The 15,857-nt window shown below is 69.6% G+C and carries 13 protein-coding genes; 2 read left to right on the plus strand and 11 right to left on the minus strand.

The genetic code is table 11. The annotated features are described in order from the left end of the window. The first annotated feature begins 118 nt into the window (after positions 1-118). Entirely contained in the window at positions 119-1,789 is a 1,671-nt protein-coding gene (locus ACZ7LS_RS29845) for a sodium:solute symporter family protein (protein ID WP_382521972.1), read from the plus strand. Between the two features lie 54 nt (positions 1,790-1,843). Beyond that, a complete protein-coding gene (locus ACZ7LS_RS29850; protein ID WP_385131507.1) occupies positions 1,844-2,173 on the plus strand; it encodes a hypothetical protein in 330 nt (109 codons plus the stop codon). Positions 2,174-2,195: 22 nt separating this feature from the next. Here the strand turns inward: ACZ7LS_RS29850 and ACZ7LS_RS29855 are convergent, their stop codons facing one another. The 11 genes from ACZ7LS_RS29855 to rsmA form a co-directional block, all read right to left on the minus strand. Then, positions 2,196-2,915 (minus strand): response regulator transcription factor, encoded by a 720-nt coding sequence (locus tag ACZ7LS_RS29855; protein ID WP_382521976.1) that lies wholly within the window; start codon positions 2,913-2,915, stop codon positions 2,196-2,198. A 247-nt stretch (positions 2,916-3,162) separates the two neighbouring features. Next, positions 3,163-5,151, minus strand: coding sequence for an outer membrane protein assembly factor BamB family protein (locus tag ACZ7LS_RS29860; RefSeq protein ID WP_385131510.1), 1,989 nt, complete (start codon positions 5,149-5,151; stop codon positions 3,163-3,165). 142 nt (positions 5,152-5,293) lie between these two features. Next, positions 5,294-7,153: an outer membrane protein assembly factor BamB family protein gene (locus tag ACZ7LS_RS29865; protein WP_385131513.1), complete on the minus strand. Its 1,860-nt coding sequence runs from the start codon at positions 7,151-7,153 to the stop codon at positions 5,294-5,296. A 239-nt stretch (positions 7,154-7,392) separates the two neighbouring features. Then, a complete protein-coding gene (locus ACZ7LS_RS29870) occupies positions 7,393-9,252 on the minus strand; it encodes an ABC-F family ATP-binding cassette domain-containing protein (RefSeq protein ID WP_385131516.1) in 1,860 nt (619 codons plus the stop codon). Between the two features lie 159 nt (positions 9,253-9,411). After that, positions 9,412-10,104: a methionyl-tRNA formyltransferase gene (locus tag ACZ7LS_RS29875; RefSeq protein WP_385131519.1), complete on the minus strand. Its 693-nt coding sequence runs from the start codon at positions 10,102-10,104 to the stop codon at positions 9,412-9,414. A 183-nt stretch (positions 10,105-10,287) separates the two neighbouring features. Then, positions 10,288-10,911, minus strand: coding sequence for a DUF6879 family protein (locus ACZ7LS_RS29880; RefSeq protein WP_382521991.1), 624 nt, complete (start codon positions 10,909-10,911; stop codon positions 10,288-10,290). Beyond that, positions 10,904-11,173, minus strand: a complete 270-nt coding sequence (locus tag ACZ7LS_RS29885; RefSeq protein WP_382521994.1) for a hypothetical protein — start codon at positions 11,171-11,173, stop codon at positions 10,904-10,906. The genes ACZ7LS_RS29880 and ACZ7LS_RS29885 overlap by 8 nt, the downstream gene beginning before the upstream one ends. A gap of 119 nt (positions 11,174-11,292) precedes the next feature. Beyond that, on the minus strand, positions 11,293-13,437 hold the full coding sequence (locus tag ACZ7LS_RS29890) for a tetratricopeptide repeat protein (protein ID WP_385131523.1): 2,145 nt from the start codon (positions 13,435-13,437) through the stop codon (positions 11,293-11,295). Next, positions 13,434-13,844, minus strand: coding sequence for a hypothetical protein (locus ACZ7LS_RS29895; RefSeq protein ID WP_382521999.1), 411 nt, complete (start codon positions 13,842-13,844; stop codon positions 13,434-13,436). The genes ACZ7LS_RS29890 and ACZ7LS_RS29895 overlap by 4 nt, the downstream gene beginning before the upstream one ends. A 102-nt stretch (positions 13,845-13,946) precedes the next feature. After that, positions 13,947-14,885, minus strand: a complete 939-nt coding sequence (locus ACZ7LS_RS29900) for a 4-(cytidine 5'-diphospho)-2-C-methyl-D-erythritol kinase (protein ID WP_385131526.1) — start codon at positions 14,883-14,885, stop codon at positions 13,947-13,949. Positions 14,886-14,926: 41 nt separating this feature from the next. Further along, positions 14,927-15,799 carry a 16S rRNA (adenine(1518)-N(6)/adenine(1519)-N(6))-dimethyltransferase RsmA gene (gene rsmA / locus ACZ7LS_RS29905; protein ID WP_382522263.1) on the minus strand — a complete coding sequence of 291 codons (873 nt, stop codon included), beginning with the start codon at positions 15,797-15,799 and terminating at the stop codon, positions 14,927-14,929. Positions 15,800-15,857: the final 58 nt, after the last annotated feature.

Below are 15,857 nucleotides of genomic sequence, written 5' to 3' on the forward strand. Positions count from 1 at the left end.
CGCCTCGATCATCTCGATCAAGATTAAACAAAGAAAATCAACAGAAGTGTTCATTTTCTGAACACAGGAGCGTAGGTTCCGGCGGAGTCATCTTCTTGCGACGAAGCGAGTACCCCCCATGCGATACCTGGCCGAAGGGCTCCGGCTCCCCACCAACGGGCTCGACTACACCATCCTGGCGATCTACTTCATAGTCGTCCTCGGCATCGGCTTCGCGGCCCGTGCCAGCGTGAAGACCAGCCTCGACTTCTTCCTCTCCGGGCGTTCCCTGCCCGCCTGGGTGACGGGCCTCGCGTTCGTCGCCGCCAACCTCGGCGCCACCGAGATCCTGGGCATGGCGGCCAACGGCGCGCAGTACGGCGTCTACACCGTGCACTGGTACTGGATCGGCGCCATCCCCGCCATGGTCTTCCTCGGCCTGGTGATGATGCCGTTCTACTACGGGTCGAAGGTGCGCTCCGTACCGGAGTTCCTGCTGCACCGCTTCGGACCCTCCTCCCATCTGCTCTCGTCGATCATCTTCGCGGTGTCGTCCGTGCTGATCGCGGGCGTCAACCTCTACGCGATGGCGATCGTGCTGGAGGCGCTGCTCGGCTGGCCCGAGTGGGTCGCGATCGTCGTCGCCGGTTTCTTCGTCCTCGCCTACATCACCATCGGCGGACTCTCCTCGGCGATCTACAACGAGGTGCTCCAGTTCTTCGTCATCCTCGCCGCGCTGATCCCGCTGACCATCGTCGGTCTCAAGAGGGTCGGCGGCTGGGACGGGCTGACCGACTCCCTCACCAGCTCGCACGGCGGCGCCTTCCTGAGCGCCTGGGAGGGCACCGGCGTCGGCTCGCCCAACCCGCTCGGCGCGAACTGGCTGACCATCGTCCTCGGCCTCGGCTTCGTGATGAGCTTCGGGTACTGGACCACCAACTTCGCGGAGGTGCAGCGCGCGCTGTCCGCGAAGAACCTCTCCGCCGCCAAGCGCACCCCGCTGATCGCGGCGTTCCCCAAGATCCTCATACCGATGGTCGTGATCATCCCCGGTCTGATCGCGCTGATCATGGAACCGACGCTGGGCAAGGCGGGCAGCGGCCTCCAGTACAACGACGCGATCCCGGTCCTCATGCGCGATCTGCTGCCGAACGGTGTGCTGGGCATCGCCGTGACCGGTCTGCTCGCCGCTTTCATGGCCGGTATGGCCGCCAACGTCTCGTCGTTCAACACCGTCTTCACGAACGACATCTGGGGCGCGTACCTCAAGAAGGACCGCGAGGACGCGTACTACCTGAAGACCGGACGGGTCGTCACGGCCGTCGGTGTGCTGATCGGCATGGGTACGGCGTTCATCGCCTCCAGCTTCAGCAACATCATGAACTACCTCCAGACGCTGTTCTCGTTCTTCAACGTCCCGCTGTTCGTGGTCTTCATCATCGGCATGTTCTGGAAGCGGACCACCCCGGCCGCCGGTTTCTGGGGGCTGCTCTCCGGCACGGTCGCCGCGATGGTCAACTACTTCTGGCTCTACAAGGGCGGGATCGTCGACATCCCGAGCGACCAGGGCGCGAACTTCGTCTCCTCCATCGTCGCGTTCGTCGTCGGCGCCGTGGTGATGGTCGTCGTCTCGTACGTGACGAGGCCGAAGCCGGCCGAGAAGCTCGCGGGGCTGGTGTACGGCACCCGCTCGCCCGACATGGACGAGCTGCCGGCCGAGGGCGACGACGCCTGGTACCGCAGGCCGGCCTTGCTCGGCTGGGGCGCGATCGTCCTCGCGGCCATCTGCTACGTGCCGTTCTCCTTCTGACGTTTAGACGTTCTGACGCCGAGGCGCCGACGGCGCCGAGAGGAACACATCACCATGAGCGACTACCGCAACGACGTCGAGGAACTGGAGGCCAAGTCCGCCACCGCGGCACGGCTCTTCGACATCCGCCGCATCATCGGCGGTCTCTTCGTGGTCTACGGGATCATCGTGACCATCGCCGGGATCACCGTGTCCGACGCCGATCTGAAGAAGGCGCAGGACATCAACATCAATCTGTGGACGGGGCTCGGGATGCTGGCCCTGGGGCTCTTCTTCCTCATCTGGCTGAAGCTGCGCCCCACGGCGCCGCCCACTCCGCCCGCGCCACCCGCCTCACCCGCCTCACCCGCCTCACCCGCCTCACCCGCCTCACCCGCCGAGTAACGGCCGTCACGGGGGCCGGACCTCACCCACGACGCGTGCGGTGGTCCGGCCCCTCGGCCGCGTCCGCGGACCCCCCGGGCGGCGCGGCCCGGTCCAGCAGCCCCGTACGCGCCGCCAGCGCCGCGGCCTCCAGCCGGGAGCCCACCCCCAGCTTCATCAGCACCCGCTGCACATGCGTCCTGGCCGTGCTCGGCGCGATGCCCATCCCGGCGGCGATCAGCCGGGTGTCCTCGCCCTCCGCGACCCGTATCAGCACCTCCACCTCGCGCGGGGTGAGCATCCGCAGCAGCCGCTGGCCCTCGTCGTCCGGCTGGACCACCGGATTGAGCAGTTCGGTGAACGCGCCCTGGAGCAGCTGGGGCGCCACCGCGGCCTCCCCGGCACGCGCCTTGACCATGGCCCGCTCGACACCCTCGATGCGCTCGTCGTGGCGTACGTAACCGGAGGCGCCGGCCGCGAAGGCCGCGGCGATCCCGCGCGGGCTGGGCACCGGTCCGAGCACCACCACCGCCACCTGCGGGCGCTCCCGCTTGATCCGTACGATCGGGTCGAACGTGCCCGGTTCAGCGGGCGCCGCCGTGCCCAGCAGACACACCTCGGGCGCCCTGCTCACCACCAGTTCGGCGACGCCCGCCGTGGGCGCCGCCGCCGCGAGCACCCGGTGCCCGCGGAGTTTCAGCGCCGAGGCGAGCGCCTCGGCGAGCAGTCTGTGATCGTCGACCACCATGATCCGCACGCCCATGAGCAACCCTCCCCCCGTCCCCCGGTACCTGCCCGGCCCCCCGGCCCCCGGCCTCTAGACCCGGCAAGCTACACGCTTGTTCGACATCGCGCGCCCCCTACCGGTCAGAAGCCCCTCGGATTGCCGAATTCCCGGCCATTCGGGACTACTGACCGGCCGCAGCGGCTACGAAAGGGGCCCCGGCCCGTGGTGTCACCCACGGCCGGGGCCCGAAATGCCGTGTCCTCAGGGTCAGTTGACCCGAGCGCTACTTGGTCGTGAAGGACACCGCGAGATACGACTTCTCGTCCAGCGACGAATTCGACGGCTTGCTCAGCGTGGTGTCGGACATGAAGAGCCGGCCGTCCTGGTACAGCAGTTCCGCGTAGTCCGGCAGGAAGCTGGTCTCCGCGTCCCGCACGGCCTCGTCGGCCGGGTTCTCCAGCAGCACCGTCTGCTTGAACGTGCCGCCGTCGATGGAGACGATCTGGCCACCCTTGTCGTACGGAGGCCGCTTGTACGCGATGATGTTGCCGCCATCCATGCGCAGCGGCACCATCGTGTAGCGGTCGCCCGCGTCGGCGCGGTCCGAGGTGCCCTTGCCGGTGGCGAGGTCGAACGAGACGATCTCGTTGGTGTCGCCGTACTCCCCGCCGCCCTCGTGCTCCTCGGTCGGCAGATAGAGCCGGCCGTTGCCCACCGCCAGCATCTGGCAGGACTCGACCTCGGTGGAGCGGCACTTCGCCGCGTACTTGTCGGCGTCCGCCGGGATCTTGGCGATGAGCTTGCCGGTCTTCGCGTCGATCGAGAAGAAGTCGGAGATCCCGCTGCCGTCCCCCGCCGTGTCGCCGACGTCGGCGGCCACGACCAGCGGATCGGTCGAGATGACGCTCGCGTACTCGACGCCGGTCGGCATCTGGAAGGTGGAGATCGGGGCGCCGGTGGACGGGTTCAGGTTCTGGATGGAGACCTGCGGGTCGTCGTACGAGCCGCACTTGCGGGCCGCCACGAGCCCCGCGCCGCCGCCGTACCCCATGTCGTAGCAGCCCTCGGCACTGACCTCGGGCTTCCACCGGATCGAGCCGTCGGCCAGGTCGAAGGCCGCCCCGCCGTCGGTGCCACCGGCCGCGATGGTGTTCCCGCTGAGCGTGACCTCGCTGAACCTGACCTTCTCGTCGCCCACGTTGGAGCCCTTGACGGACTTGGACCAGAGCAGCTTTCCGGCCGTCAGGTCGATCGCGCCGACCTCCGTGCACTGCTGGTAGTTCTTGTCGGCCGTGGTCTTGGCCGCGGCGAAGGCGACCGCCGTCTTGTGGTCCTCGGAGGCGTGCGGCGACGCCGCGCAGACCTGGCCCGGGAGCGGGATCGACCAGAGCTTGGTGCCCTTGTCCAGGTCGTAGCCGACGATCTCGTTGACGCCGGTCTTCACATACGCCGTGTCGGTCATCCAGGAGCCGGTGACGCCGGTGACGTCGGTGACCTTGGGCGTCGGCAGCTGGAAGGCGACCTTGGACCTGGTGTTGCCCGGCGCCTTCTCCTTGCCCGCGCCGTCGGCGGCCTTCCCGCCGCCGCCGCCCGTACCGCCCTCGGTGGAGCCGGACGAGCCGCCCTTGGCGTCGTCGCCCGCCCCGCTGTCACCACCGGAGGAGGCGAACAGGATGCCGCCGCCGATGATCAGTACGACGGCGACGGACGCGGCGATGATGATCTGCATCTGACGGGTCAGCTTCTTGCCGCCACCGCCGCCGGCGCCTCCCTGCGGGGGCGGTGGGTACGGGTACTGCTGCTGGGCGCCCGGCTGCATGGGCTGGGCGGGGTAACCGTACGGGGACGGCTGTCCGGGCTGGCCCGGCTGCCCCGGATATCCGTACGCGGGCGGCTGGTTCGGGTATCCGTACCCCGGGGGCTGGCTCGGGTACCCGTATCCGGGCTGCGGCTGGTTCGGGTATCCGTATCCCGGCGGCGGGCCGGGCGGCGGTGCCTGCGGCGGCTGGGCCGGGGCGCCGGCCGGGGGACTCTGCGGCGGAGTCTGCGGATAGCCGTACGGAGGGTTCTGCGGGGGCGGCGTCGGAGCGCCGAAACCACCGGGCGGCGGGTCCTGCGGGGCACCGAAACCACCGGCGGGGGGCTCCTGCGGGGCACCGAAACCACCGGCGGGGGGCTCCTGCGGAGCGCCGAACCCGCCGGCCGGAGGCTCCTGCGGAGCGCCGGACCCTGCCTGCGGGGGCTCGTTGGGTGGCTGGGGCGGCTGCGTCATGACGTGCGTACCTCGGGAAAGTCGTCGGGGACGAAGAGAGCGGGGAGGACGGAGGGAACGGGGAGGACGGGAAGGACGGGGAGGACGGCGGCGAGGCCGTGGAGAACGGCTGGGCCGGGAAGGGCCGCTGGGCCGGGGCGCGTCATTTCCCGAAGGCCATCATCGTCTTCGTCTTCAGTTCCTCTTCGTCGTTGCTCGCGCTGACCCGGCCGCTCATCACATAGAAACGGCCGTCCACATAGGCGTACTTCGGCGAGTAGAAGGAGTTCTCGATCTGCGCCGTGGACGCCGGATGCTGCAACAGCGTGGTCGGGGCGCCACCGGTCGGGGCCACGGTCGCGACCGCGCCGCCCGTGTCGTACGTGGCGTCCAGATAGACCAGGACCTTCCCGCCCTCCATGCGCAGCGGCGTCATCGTGCGGCCCTCGGGCGCCTTGGCGCGCCACGTGGACTTTCCGGTGTCCAGGCTGAAGGCGACGATCTCGTTGGTACGGGAGGTGCCGTTGTTGTCGGGCGCGGTCGCCATGTAGAAGGTGTTCGCGTCGGCGGCGACACCGACACAGCCCTCCAGGTTCTGGCCGAAGACGATGAAGCCGCCACCGCAGTTCGGTGCGAACTTGTCCGTGCCGCCCTGGATCTGCGAGCGCAGGGTGCCGTTCGCGTTGAGCGCGACGACGCTCCAGGTGTCCTTCTCGTCGTTCTTCAGGGAGACCACCAGCGGGTTGACCGAGTAGACCTTGTCGGTGTCCCAGTCGGCGGCGAGCTTGTAGGTCCACTTGGCCCGGCCGGTCGCCGGGTCCAGCTCCTGGATCTGCTTCGCGCCGGAGTTGCAGTTCTCGGCGGCGATCATCTTGGGGCCGCCTGTGAGCGCGTACGGCTGGCAGTCACCGGGGAGCTTGCCGAAGAGTTCCTTGCCGTCGCTCACCCGGAAGGCGTTGACGGCGCCGGTGCGGGCGGCGGTCACCGTGTCGCCGCTGATCGCGAGGGTGATGTCGGAGAGCAGGTCGAAGGCGCCCGTCTCGGGTATCTCCTTCTTCCAGCCGGTCTTGCCGGTCGTCAGATCGATCAGCTGGAGCTGGTTGCAGTCGGCCTTCTCCGTGGTGCCGTTCTTGACCCCGATGACCAGCTTGCCCGCGGCCGTGGACGCGACGGGCGCCGCGCATATCTCGGCGGGCAGCGACAGCGTCCACTTCTTCTTGCCGTCGACGGCGGAATACCCCACGACCTGCCGGTACATGGCCTTGACGACGGTGTCGCCGGCGAACCACGGGCCTTCCACATCCGCGCCGTTGCGCGGCAGATCCACATCGTTGGTCTGGAGCCACTCGATCTTGGCCTCGCCGTCCTTGCGCCCGGCGTTGAGGTCGTCCGCGGCTTCACGGCCCGCCCCGCTGCCGTCGCCCTGGTCGACGCTGGGCGAACCGCTCGGCCTGGCGTCCCCGCTCTTGCTGACATCCGGCTTGCCGCCGCTGTCGTCGCCGCCGACGGCGAGCCAGATCCCGCCGCCGATGACCAGCGCTCCCGCGACGGCCGCCGCGATGATCATGCCGGGCTTGCCCTTGAAGGGGTTCTTGCCGCCACCACCGCCACCGCTGCCGGACGCGGTGGGCGGGCCGGGGAACTGCTGGGGCGGAAAGCCGCCGCCGTAGGGGCCGGGCTGCTGACCGTACGGACCGGGCTGCTGGCCATAGGGGCCGGGCTGCTGCTGACCGTACGGTCCCGGCTGGTTGTACGGACCGGGCTGCTGGCCGTACGGACCGGGCTGGCCGTACGGACCGGGCTGAGGCTGCCCCTGCCCGGCCGGTCCCGCCTGTGGATAGCCGTAACCGGGCTGCGCGGCCGGCGGACCCGGCGGCGTCTGCGGCGGCGGTGGCATCTGCGGCGGCTGCGCGGGCGGCGGCGGACTCTGCGGTCCCCCCTGTCCCGGCGGGCCGCCCTGCGGCTGGTCCTGCGGAGCTCCGAAGCCGCCCTGCGGCGGTTGCTGACTGGGCGGTTGGCTCATCAGCGCTTTCCCCCTGTTAGTTCGGTCCGCTACCCGGTCGGACTCCCCCGCGATTCCGGTGGCTGATAATCACCGGCCACCGGAATGGAGCGAATCGGGCACGGTTTCCGCATCGTCATATCAGTCGAGCGGGGCTTCTTTCTATCACTCGGGCATCCGTACGGGACGGGCCGGTCCGCCCCTGTTCCCAAGGGAGGACCGGCCCGTGATGTGCCCGTTACGCGCTCTGCACAGCGTCTCTACGCGTCCTCCGCGAGCTCCAGCCAGCGCATTTCCAACTCGTCGCGCTCACCCACCAGTTCGCGCAGCTCCGCATCCAATTTGGCCACTTTCTCGAAGTCTGTGGCATGGTCGGCGATCTGCTGATGGAGGGTCGTCTCACGGGTGGACATCTTGTCCAACTGCCGCTCGATTTTCTGCAGTTCCTTCTTCGCCGCGCGGCCGTCCTTGGCCGATACCGCCCCGGTACCGGCGCCCGTACCGGCGCCCGCTCCCGCACCTGCGCCCGTACCCGCTGAGCGTCCCTCGGCGGGGGCCTGCGCGGCGGCCGGAACCCCGGACTCGTTCAACTGGCGGCGGCGCTCCAGATACTCGTCGATCCCGCGCGGCAGCATCCGCAGCTTCGTGTCGCCGAGCAGCGCCATCACCTTGTCGGTGGTCCGCTCGATGAAGAACCGGTCGTGCGAGATGACGACCATCGAGCCCGGCCAGCCGTCGAGGAGGTCCTCCAGCTGGTTGAGCGTCTCGATGTCGAGATCGTTGGTGGGCTCGTCGAGGAAGAGGACGTTCGGCTCGTCCATCAGCAGCCGCAGCAGCTGAAGGCGGCGCCGCTCACCGCCGGAGAGATCGCCGACCGGCGTCCACTGCTTCTCCTTGGTGAAGCCGAACTGCTCGCACAGCTGGCCCGCCGTCATCTCCCGCCCCTTGCCGAGGTCGACGCGGTCCCGTACCTGCTGCACGGCTTCGAGGACCCGCAGCGACGGCTTGAGTTCGGTGACCTCCTGGGACAGATACGCCAGCTTGACGGTCCGGCCGACCACGACCTTCCCCGCGGCGGGCTGGACATCGCCCTGCGAACGGGCGGCCTCGGCGAGCGCCCGCAGCAGCGAGGTCTTGCCCGCGCCGTTCACCCCGACCAGCCCGATCCGGTCCCCCGGGCCGAGCTGCCAGGTGAGATGGGTGAGCAGCACCTTGGGGCCGGCCTGGACGGTCACGTCCTCCATGTCGAAGACGGTCTTGCCGAGCCGGGCGTTGGCGAACTTCATCAGCTCGGAGGTGTCACGGGGCGGCGGCACGTCCGCGATCAGCTCATTGGCCGCCTCGACCCGGAAGCGCGGCTTCGACGTACGCGCGGGAGCCCCGCGCCGCAGCCAGGCCAGCTCCTTGCGGACCAGGTTCTGCCGCTTGGCCTCCTCGGTCGCCGCGATGCGCTCGCGCTCGGCGCGCGCGAAGACATAGTCGGAATAGCCGCCCTCGTACTCATGCACCGCACCGCGCTGGACGTCCCACATCCGCGTACAGACCTGGTCGAGGAACCACCGGTCGTGCGTCACACACACGAGCGCGGACCGCCGCGCCCGCAGATGCTCGGCCAGCCAGGCGATGCCCTCGACGTCGAGATGGTTGGTGGGCTCGTCCAGCACGATCAGCTCGGGCTCGCCGATCAGCAGCTTGGCGAGCGCGATCCGCCGCCGCTCACCACCGGAGAGCGGCGCGATGACGGTATCGAGCCCCTGCGGGAACCCGGGCAGATCGAGCCCGCCGAAGAGCCCGGTGAGCACATCACGGATCTTGGCGTTCCCGGCCCACTCATGATCGGCGAGATCGCCGATGACCTCGTGTCTGACCGTGGCGGCGGGATCGAGCGAATCATGCTGCGTCAACACCCCGAGCCGCAGCCCGCCACTGTGCGTGACCCGCCCGGTATCGGCCTCCTCCAGCTTGCTGAGCAGCCGGATGAGGGTCGTCTTCCCGTCGCCGTTCCGCCCGACGACGCCGATCCGGTCCCCCTCGGAGACGCCGAGAGAGACACCGTCGAGCAGCGCACGGGTGCCGTACACCTTGGTGACTGCCTCGACATTGACCAGATTGACGGCCATTTCACTCCTGTACGGGGGGACGGATCGACATCCCAGGGTAATCGCCACCACGACACCCCGATCCGACCGGACCACCCCCCACCCCTCCGGCAGCCCATATCCCGACTCCCCCACCCGCCCACCGGACCTCCGAGGGCGGTCGGGCGAGCGCACGCGGGCTCAGACAGGCATCGATTCCACGATCCAGAGGGGACCGTCCGCACAGCTCACCGCTACGCCGTCGGCGGGTTCGAGGGAGGTCCGTACCACCCTGACCCATCTGTCCGCCACCAGCGCGGTCGGACCGGACGTGCCCGAACTGCCGAAACGGGTGGCGCGTACCTGATGGTGGATCCGGCTCCTTGTGTGCCCCCAGTCGATACGGGAGAAGCCGGGCTCCATCCATCCCGCGTAGGAGGCATGCGCGGCGCACTGCGCGGTACCCGGAAACCCGTCAGCCGCACGCTCAAGGGCCGTGGGGAGAAGGCGCGAGATGAACCCGTCGACGGCACCCCAGATCCGCGCCGGCTGTACGTCGTCGTCCAGTGCGATTCCGGACTCCTGGATCAGGATCCCACCCGAATCGAATCCCTCGTCCATCCAGTGGATACTTACCCCGATGTCCGGGTCACCGTTCCTGATCGCCCAATTGACGGGGATGGGGCCGCGGTATTTCGGCAGCATCGACGTATGAACGTTGATGGCTCCCAGCGATGTCGCCCGCAGGGCCGAGGGCGGGAACTTCCAGGGGAACCCGTAACAGATCATGAGGTCCGTGTCATATCCGTGCAGGGTTTTCGCCAGAACCTTCTTGCTGCCGGGCAGAAGAAGATCGACTCCCTGCGGAATCCTGTCGGTGATCTCGCCGATCACCTGTCCCGCGCCGGGCCTGGTCGGCCCGCCAGGCCTCAGAGATCGTGCGTGCAGGTACGCCACGGGCGTGTGCCCGGCCCGTTCACAGACAGCCTGCAGGACCGCGAATCCTTGCGCCGAATAGGACACCAGGATGACACGCATCGGCCCACTCCATTTTCCAGATACCGGAGGGTCCGGCCGCTATGTCTGAAGATGGCGCATGGCGGGGGCGGGCAGAGAGGCGACGCGGCGTCCGAAGAAGGTGTCGAGCCGCTCGCCCGATCCATGCAGGTCCAGAATGATGCGCTTGCACTCGGCGATCGTCCCGCTGTCGGTGTATTTCATACCGCCGGCAAGGTTTCCGTCGTCATCGTAAACGATCTCGTACAGCACGGATGATCCGATGATGGCGATTTCCGGTAATGCGTCATCGGATTCAAGTAACGCGATGTCGTCCACCCCCACGACCCGTGTGTCCTCTCCGCATTGCTCCTTCAGATGCAGAAGGTGGAGTTCCCATTGCAGATAGGGGGCGATGGGCTCCTCGACCACACGGACACGGTGCAGGCCGAAACCGTGGTCCGCGATCTTCCGGAAATATCTCTCGTAGTGGCCCCGCTGCTCGGAGATCAGCGCGAGAGCTGTTTCCCACTCGCCGCGGAAGAACGCTTCCCAGCTCTTCACCCCGGGCTCTCTGAAGGTCTGCTGGCGTTCGAGCTTCCAGAAGCCCGACCTGCCCGCGTGCCAGAAGTGCTTGTCGAAATCTTCCAGGTACGCATCCAGCTCAAGCCGGTCGCCGGTCGCATCCGCCAGGGCACTAAGCATCCGGAATATCCTCCTTCGCGGCCATTGCCGTCGTGCGAGGAATGATGACCAACCGCTCGTCAGGGGCGATTTTCGCGCCATCAGGAAGACGCGCCCGATAGGAGTCGGTGAGATCTCTGCCGATCACCGCGATATCGCCGTTCGCCAGCTCCCAGATATCGGGGCAGCCGGACTCACCGCCCGTCGTCCCCAATTCTTCGGGGGTCTTACCCAGACGACGGACCAGCGGCGATGAGGGATCTGCTTCCCACGCACGAATCACGCGAATCCTCCAGGTGAGTTGGCGCGATTATGACCGAGCACACATCGCGGTGCAACGCTGAGTGACGAGTTCGCGCCAGCTGCGGCCCTGCGCAGGTCCACTCGGCCCCGCGCCCGTGGCTACGCGTTTCTCCGGGAGTCCCGGTACGTGGCGAGCTTCTCCCGGGCCACCAACGTCCACGGGTGACTCGGGCCGAGTACCCGCTCTCTCCCTTCGATGACGGTCTCGATCTGTTCGACGGCCTCCGAGTACTCCCCCAGCGCGGCGAGGACACTGCTCAGCAGGCTCCGGGAGGCCATCGTGATCGGATACTCGGCTCCGTAACGCAGCTCATGAGCGGCCAGGGCCCTACGAGCCAGTGGCAGCGCTTCCGTCGGCTCACCGGTGTTGAACAAGGCGAGTGCGCAGTTGAGCTCGGCCGACAGCGTGATCGGGTGATCGGGCCCGAGTTCGCGGCGGCAGGCGGCGACCACACCGGGCCCTCCCGGGGCTTCCTCCTCCAACTCCGCTCCCGGCGGCAGCTCCAGCAGACACGCTCGCGCCTCCAGGGTCAGTGGGTGCCAAGGGCCCAGTCGCGCTGTCCGGCCCCTCGCCGCCCGGCGCATCAGCGCCACGGCCTCCGCCGTGTCACCGAGCCAGGTGAGAGGACGCGACAGATGCAGACAACTGGTCAGCGTGTCCAATGAATCGGCACCGTAGACGCGCTCCAGATCGGCGAGCACCCGGCGGTGCAGTTCCGCCGCCTCGGCGAGGCGTCCCAGACGATCGACGGACTTCCCCACGCGTTGGCGGAGCCTCAGCACGAGGAGGTGGTCCTCGCCCAGCAGGCGCCCGGCGAGTTCCGCGGCCCGGTTCGCGTCGGCGAGGGCCGACGTGTAGTCACCGGCACGGTGCTGAGCCGTCACCAGTCGCAGAGCGCACGCGACCGCTGCCTCCACTGTCGGCTGTCGCACGATGGACCAGTCCCGCACGCGTCGAAGGAGCCCAAGGACGTGCGAGGTGAGGAGGTTGAGCCGGGCGTCCCGTGTCCCGCGCTCGGGCATGTCGGGAAGGGCCGACGCCAGGAGACCGGCGGCCGTGGCGGCAAGCCGTTCGCGCTGGTCGTCGGGCATCCCCCGGGCAACGCTGTCGAGCAGCACCCCATGGGTGCGCAGGCAGCGCACGCCGCCGCCGCCGGCCACGAGCTCGGTGAGCGAGTGGTCGAGGAGCCCACGCAGCGTCAGTTCGACGCGCTCAGCGGGCAGTTCCGGGCCGAGGTCGACGCCGCTGAGCAGTGAGAGCGGGAGCGGGTCGCCCGACCAGCAGGCCAGCAGCCTCAGCAGCGGGGTGGCGTCCGGCAGTCCCTGTCCGACGAGAGCGTTGAGCGACAGCTGCCAGGTGCCGCTGATCAGATGGCGGGAGTCATTGCCGGCGGAGCCCGCGCCCTGGTCGATCAGTTCGATGGGGTCCTGACGGTCTTCGAGGCGCCGGCCGTACTCGGCCATGGTCCAGGGCTCGATCACCTGGTGGGCCAGGAATCCGCCGGCAAGCGTCAGTGCGAGCGGAAGGCGGCCGAGCCGGTCGGCGATGGCGCCGGCCTCCTCGACGGTCCCGGTGCCCGGTGCGAGGTCGCACAGGACCTGGGCGGCTTCGGGACGTGGCAGCACACCGACGTGGAGCAGTTCGGCGGCGGGCCACCAGTGGTTCGCCGACTGACGGGTGGTCACGAGAACGGTGCCGCGCGGACTCGTCCGCAGCCAGCCGCCATCGCGCAGCACCGCTGGATCGTCCGCGTTGTCCAGGACCAGCAACCAGGGCCGGTCGGAACGGTCGAGCCGGTCCCAGACCAGGTCCGCCGCCGCGCGAAGACCGTTGCGCGCGGCCATGAGCTCGCCCTCGCCCGCTCCTCGGTCGGCGGCCACGGCGAGCATTCCGGCGCGTAAGGAGGCGTGATCGGAGGCGTTGACCCAGAGACTCAGCCGACCGGCCTCGTTCACCGCGTACCGGAAGATCGTGTAGGCGACGGCGGTCTTTCCGCACCCTCCGAGACCGTGGAGAACGAAGACCCCGTTTCCCGCGCCTTCGGTGACAGCGGCCCGCAGACGCTCCATGAGCTCATCGCGGTCACGGAGTATCGCGGGCGCCCGGCCCACGGCGGGGTGGCGTACCGAGTCCGGTCCGGACCACGACGGGCTGTGGTGATGGTGCTCGGTGATGTGCTGGTCGCCCGAAGCCTGGTAGACACGCCCATGGTCGTCGGCCCGGCCGTCATTGCGACCGGTCACCGCTGATCAAGGCGGAGGTCACGGCCTGCCTGGTAGATCCGTGCCTCGCCGGAGGCAATGGCCTGTTGGGTCGGGACCGGCCGGGCGCCGGCGCCCGGGGCCAGTTCGGCGAGGAGCGCGCTCAGATCCTCGGCCAGTTCGGGGTGCGCGGTCAGCAACCGCCGCACCCGGCCTTGCCACTCCGCCCGGATCTCCGCCTCGGTCTCCCGGTCACCCGATGCCTGGGCGATGAGCAGTTCGTCCCGGGACGAGTCGAGTTCGCCGGCGATGGCCTGCGCACGGTCGGGCCGTGCCCGTCGCCAGAGCAGCAGTAACCCGTCTCTCATGCTCTGCCAGGTATCGGTCGCCAGCAAGGTGACAAGTGTTGTGCCCGCGGTGCCCGCCAGCGCGGCCAGCTCCGGTTCCATACGCGTGGCCCTCCGTGAAAGCGCGTGTGCCGCATCACAGTAGGTGTTGGCCAAGTCCACGTACAGTGAGCCGTTTTCGCTCCGCTGCCCGCCGCTCCGGCGTCAGGCGCCCGTCTCGTCCACCACCGTCGCCCCCCGCGCCGGGGCCGGGGCCACTCGGGTTGTGCGGCAGGTGCCCGAGGTGCGCAGCGCCTGGGCCACCTCCTCCGCCGTGTCCGCGTCCTTCGTCAGGAAGGCCGTCGTCGGGCCCGAGCCCGAGACCAGGGCCGCGAGGGCGCCCGCCGTCGTACCCGTGGTGAGGGTGTCGGCCAGGGACGGGCGCAGCGCGAGGGCCGCGGGCTGGAGGTCGTTGGACAGCGCGGCGGCCAGGGCGGTCGCGTCTCCCGTGCGGAGGGCGTCCAGGAGGGCGGGGTCGGCGGACGGGGCGGGGACGGGTGTGCCTTCCGTCTGGCGGTCGAACTCGCGGAACACCGTGGGCGTGGACAGGCCGCCGTCGGCGACCGCGAACACCCAGTGGAAGGAGCCGCCGACCTCCAGGGGCGTGAGCTGTTCGCCCCGCCCGGTGCCCAGCGCCGCCCCGCCGATCAGGCTGAACGGCACATCGCTGCCCAACTCGGCGCAGATGGCGAGGAGTTCATCCCGCGAGGAGCCCAGCGACCAGAGGGTGTCGCAGGCCAGCAGGGCGCCCGCGCCGTCCGCGCTGCCGCCCGCCATGCCGCCCGCGACGGGGATGTCCTTGGCGATGTGGATATGGACGCGCGGGTCGATGCCATGGCGTTCCGCCAGTGCCAGCGCCGCGCGGGCCGCGAGGTTGGTGCGGTCGAGGGGGACCTGCGCCGCGTCCGGACCCGTGCAGGTGATCCGCAGCTCGTCGGCCGGGGTGACCGTGATCTCGTCGTACAGACCCACGGCGAGGAAGACGTTCGCCAGGTCGTGGAAGCCGTCGGGGCGGGCCGCGCCCACCGACAGTTGTACGTTCACCTTCGCGGGCACCCGTACCCGTACACGTGCCCCCGCCGCCCCGGCTGCCCCCGCTGTCACCACTGTCTCCGCTGCCCCTGCTGTCTCCGCTGCCCCCGCGCTCACGCGCCCGCCCCCTTCGACTCCGCGATCCGCGCGAATTCCTCGACCGTCAGTGCCTCGCCGCGCGCCTGCGGCGAGACGCCCGCCGCGACCAGCGCCGCCTCCGCCGCCGGGGCCGAACCCGCCCAGCCCGCCAGCGCCGCGCGCAGCGTCTTGCGGCGCTGCGCGAAGGCCGCGTCGACGACCGCGAAGACCTCGGTCCTGGACGCCGTCGTCTTCACCGGCTCGGCCCTGCGTACCAGCGAGACCAGGCCCGAGTCCACATTGGGCGCGGGCCAGAAGACGGTACGGCCGATCGCGCCGGCCCGCTTGACGTCCGCGTACCAGTTGGCCTTCACGGACGGCACCCCGTACACCTTGCTGCCCGGCGCGGCGGCCAGCCGGTCGGCGACCTCCGCCTGCACCATCACCAGCGTGCGTTCGATCGTCGGGAAGCGCTCCAGCATGTGCAGCAGCACGGGGACGGCCACGTTGTACGGAAGGTTCGCGACCAGCGCGGTCGGCGCCGGGCCCGGCAGTTCCTGGACCCGCATCGCGTCGGAGTGCACGAGCGAGAAGCGCCCGGCGCGCGCCGGCATCCTCGCCTCGATCGTCACGGGCAGCGCGCCCGCCAGGACGTCGTCGATCTCCACGGCCGTCACCCGGTCCGCCGCCTCCAGCAGCGCCAGCGTCAGCGAGCCGAGCCCGGGGCCGATCTCCACGACGACATCGTCCGGGCGCACCTCGGCGGTGCGGACGATCCTGCGGACGGTGTTGGCGTCGATGACGAAGTTCTGTCCGCGCTGTTTGGTCGGGCGTACGCCCAGCGCCGCGGCCAGTTCGCGGATGTCCGCGGGGCCCAGCAGGCCATCAGGGCCACCGAGACCGCTCAGGCCGCGGGGGGCAGCGGCGGCATCAGGGGCGTCGGGCTCAGCGGCGTGGGGCTCAGGG

It is taken from the genome of Streptomyces sp. NPDC039430, from assembly GCF_055639435.1.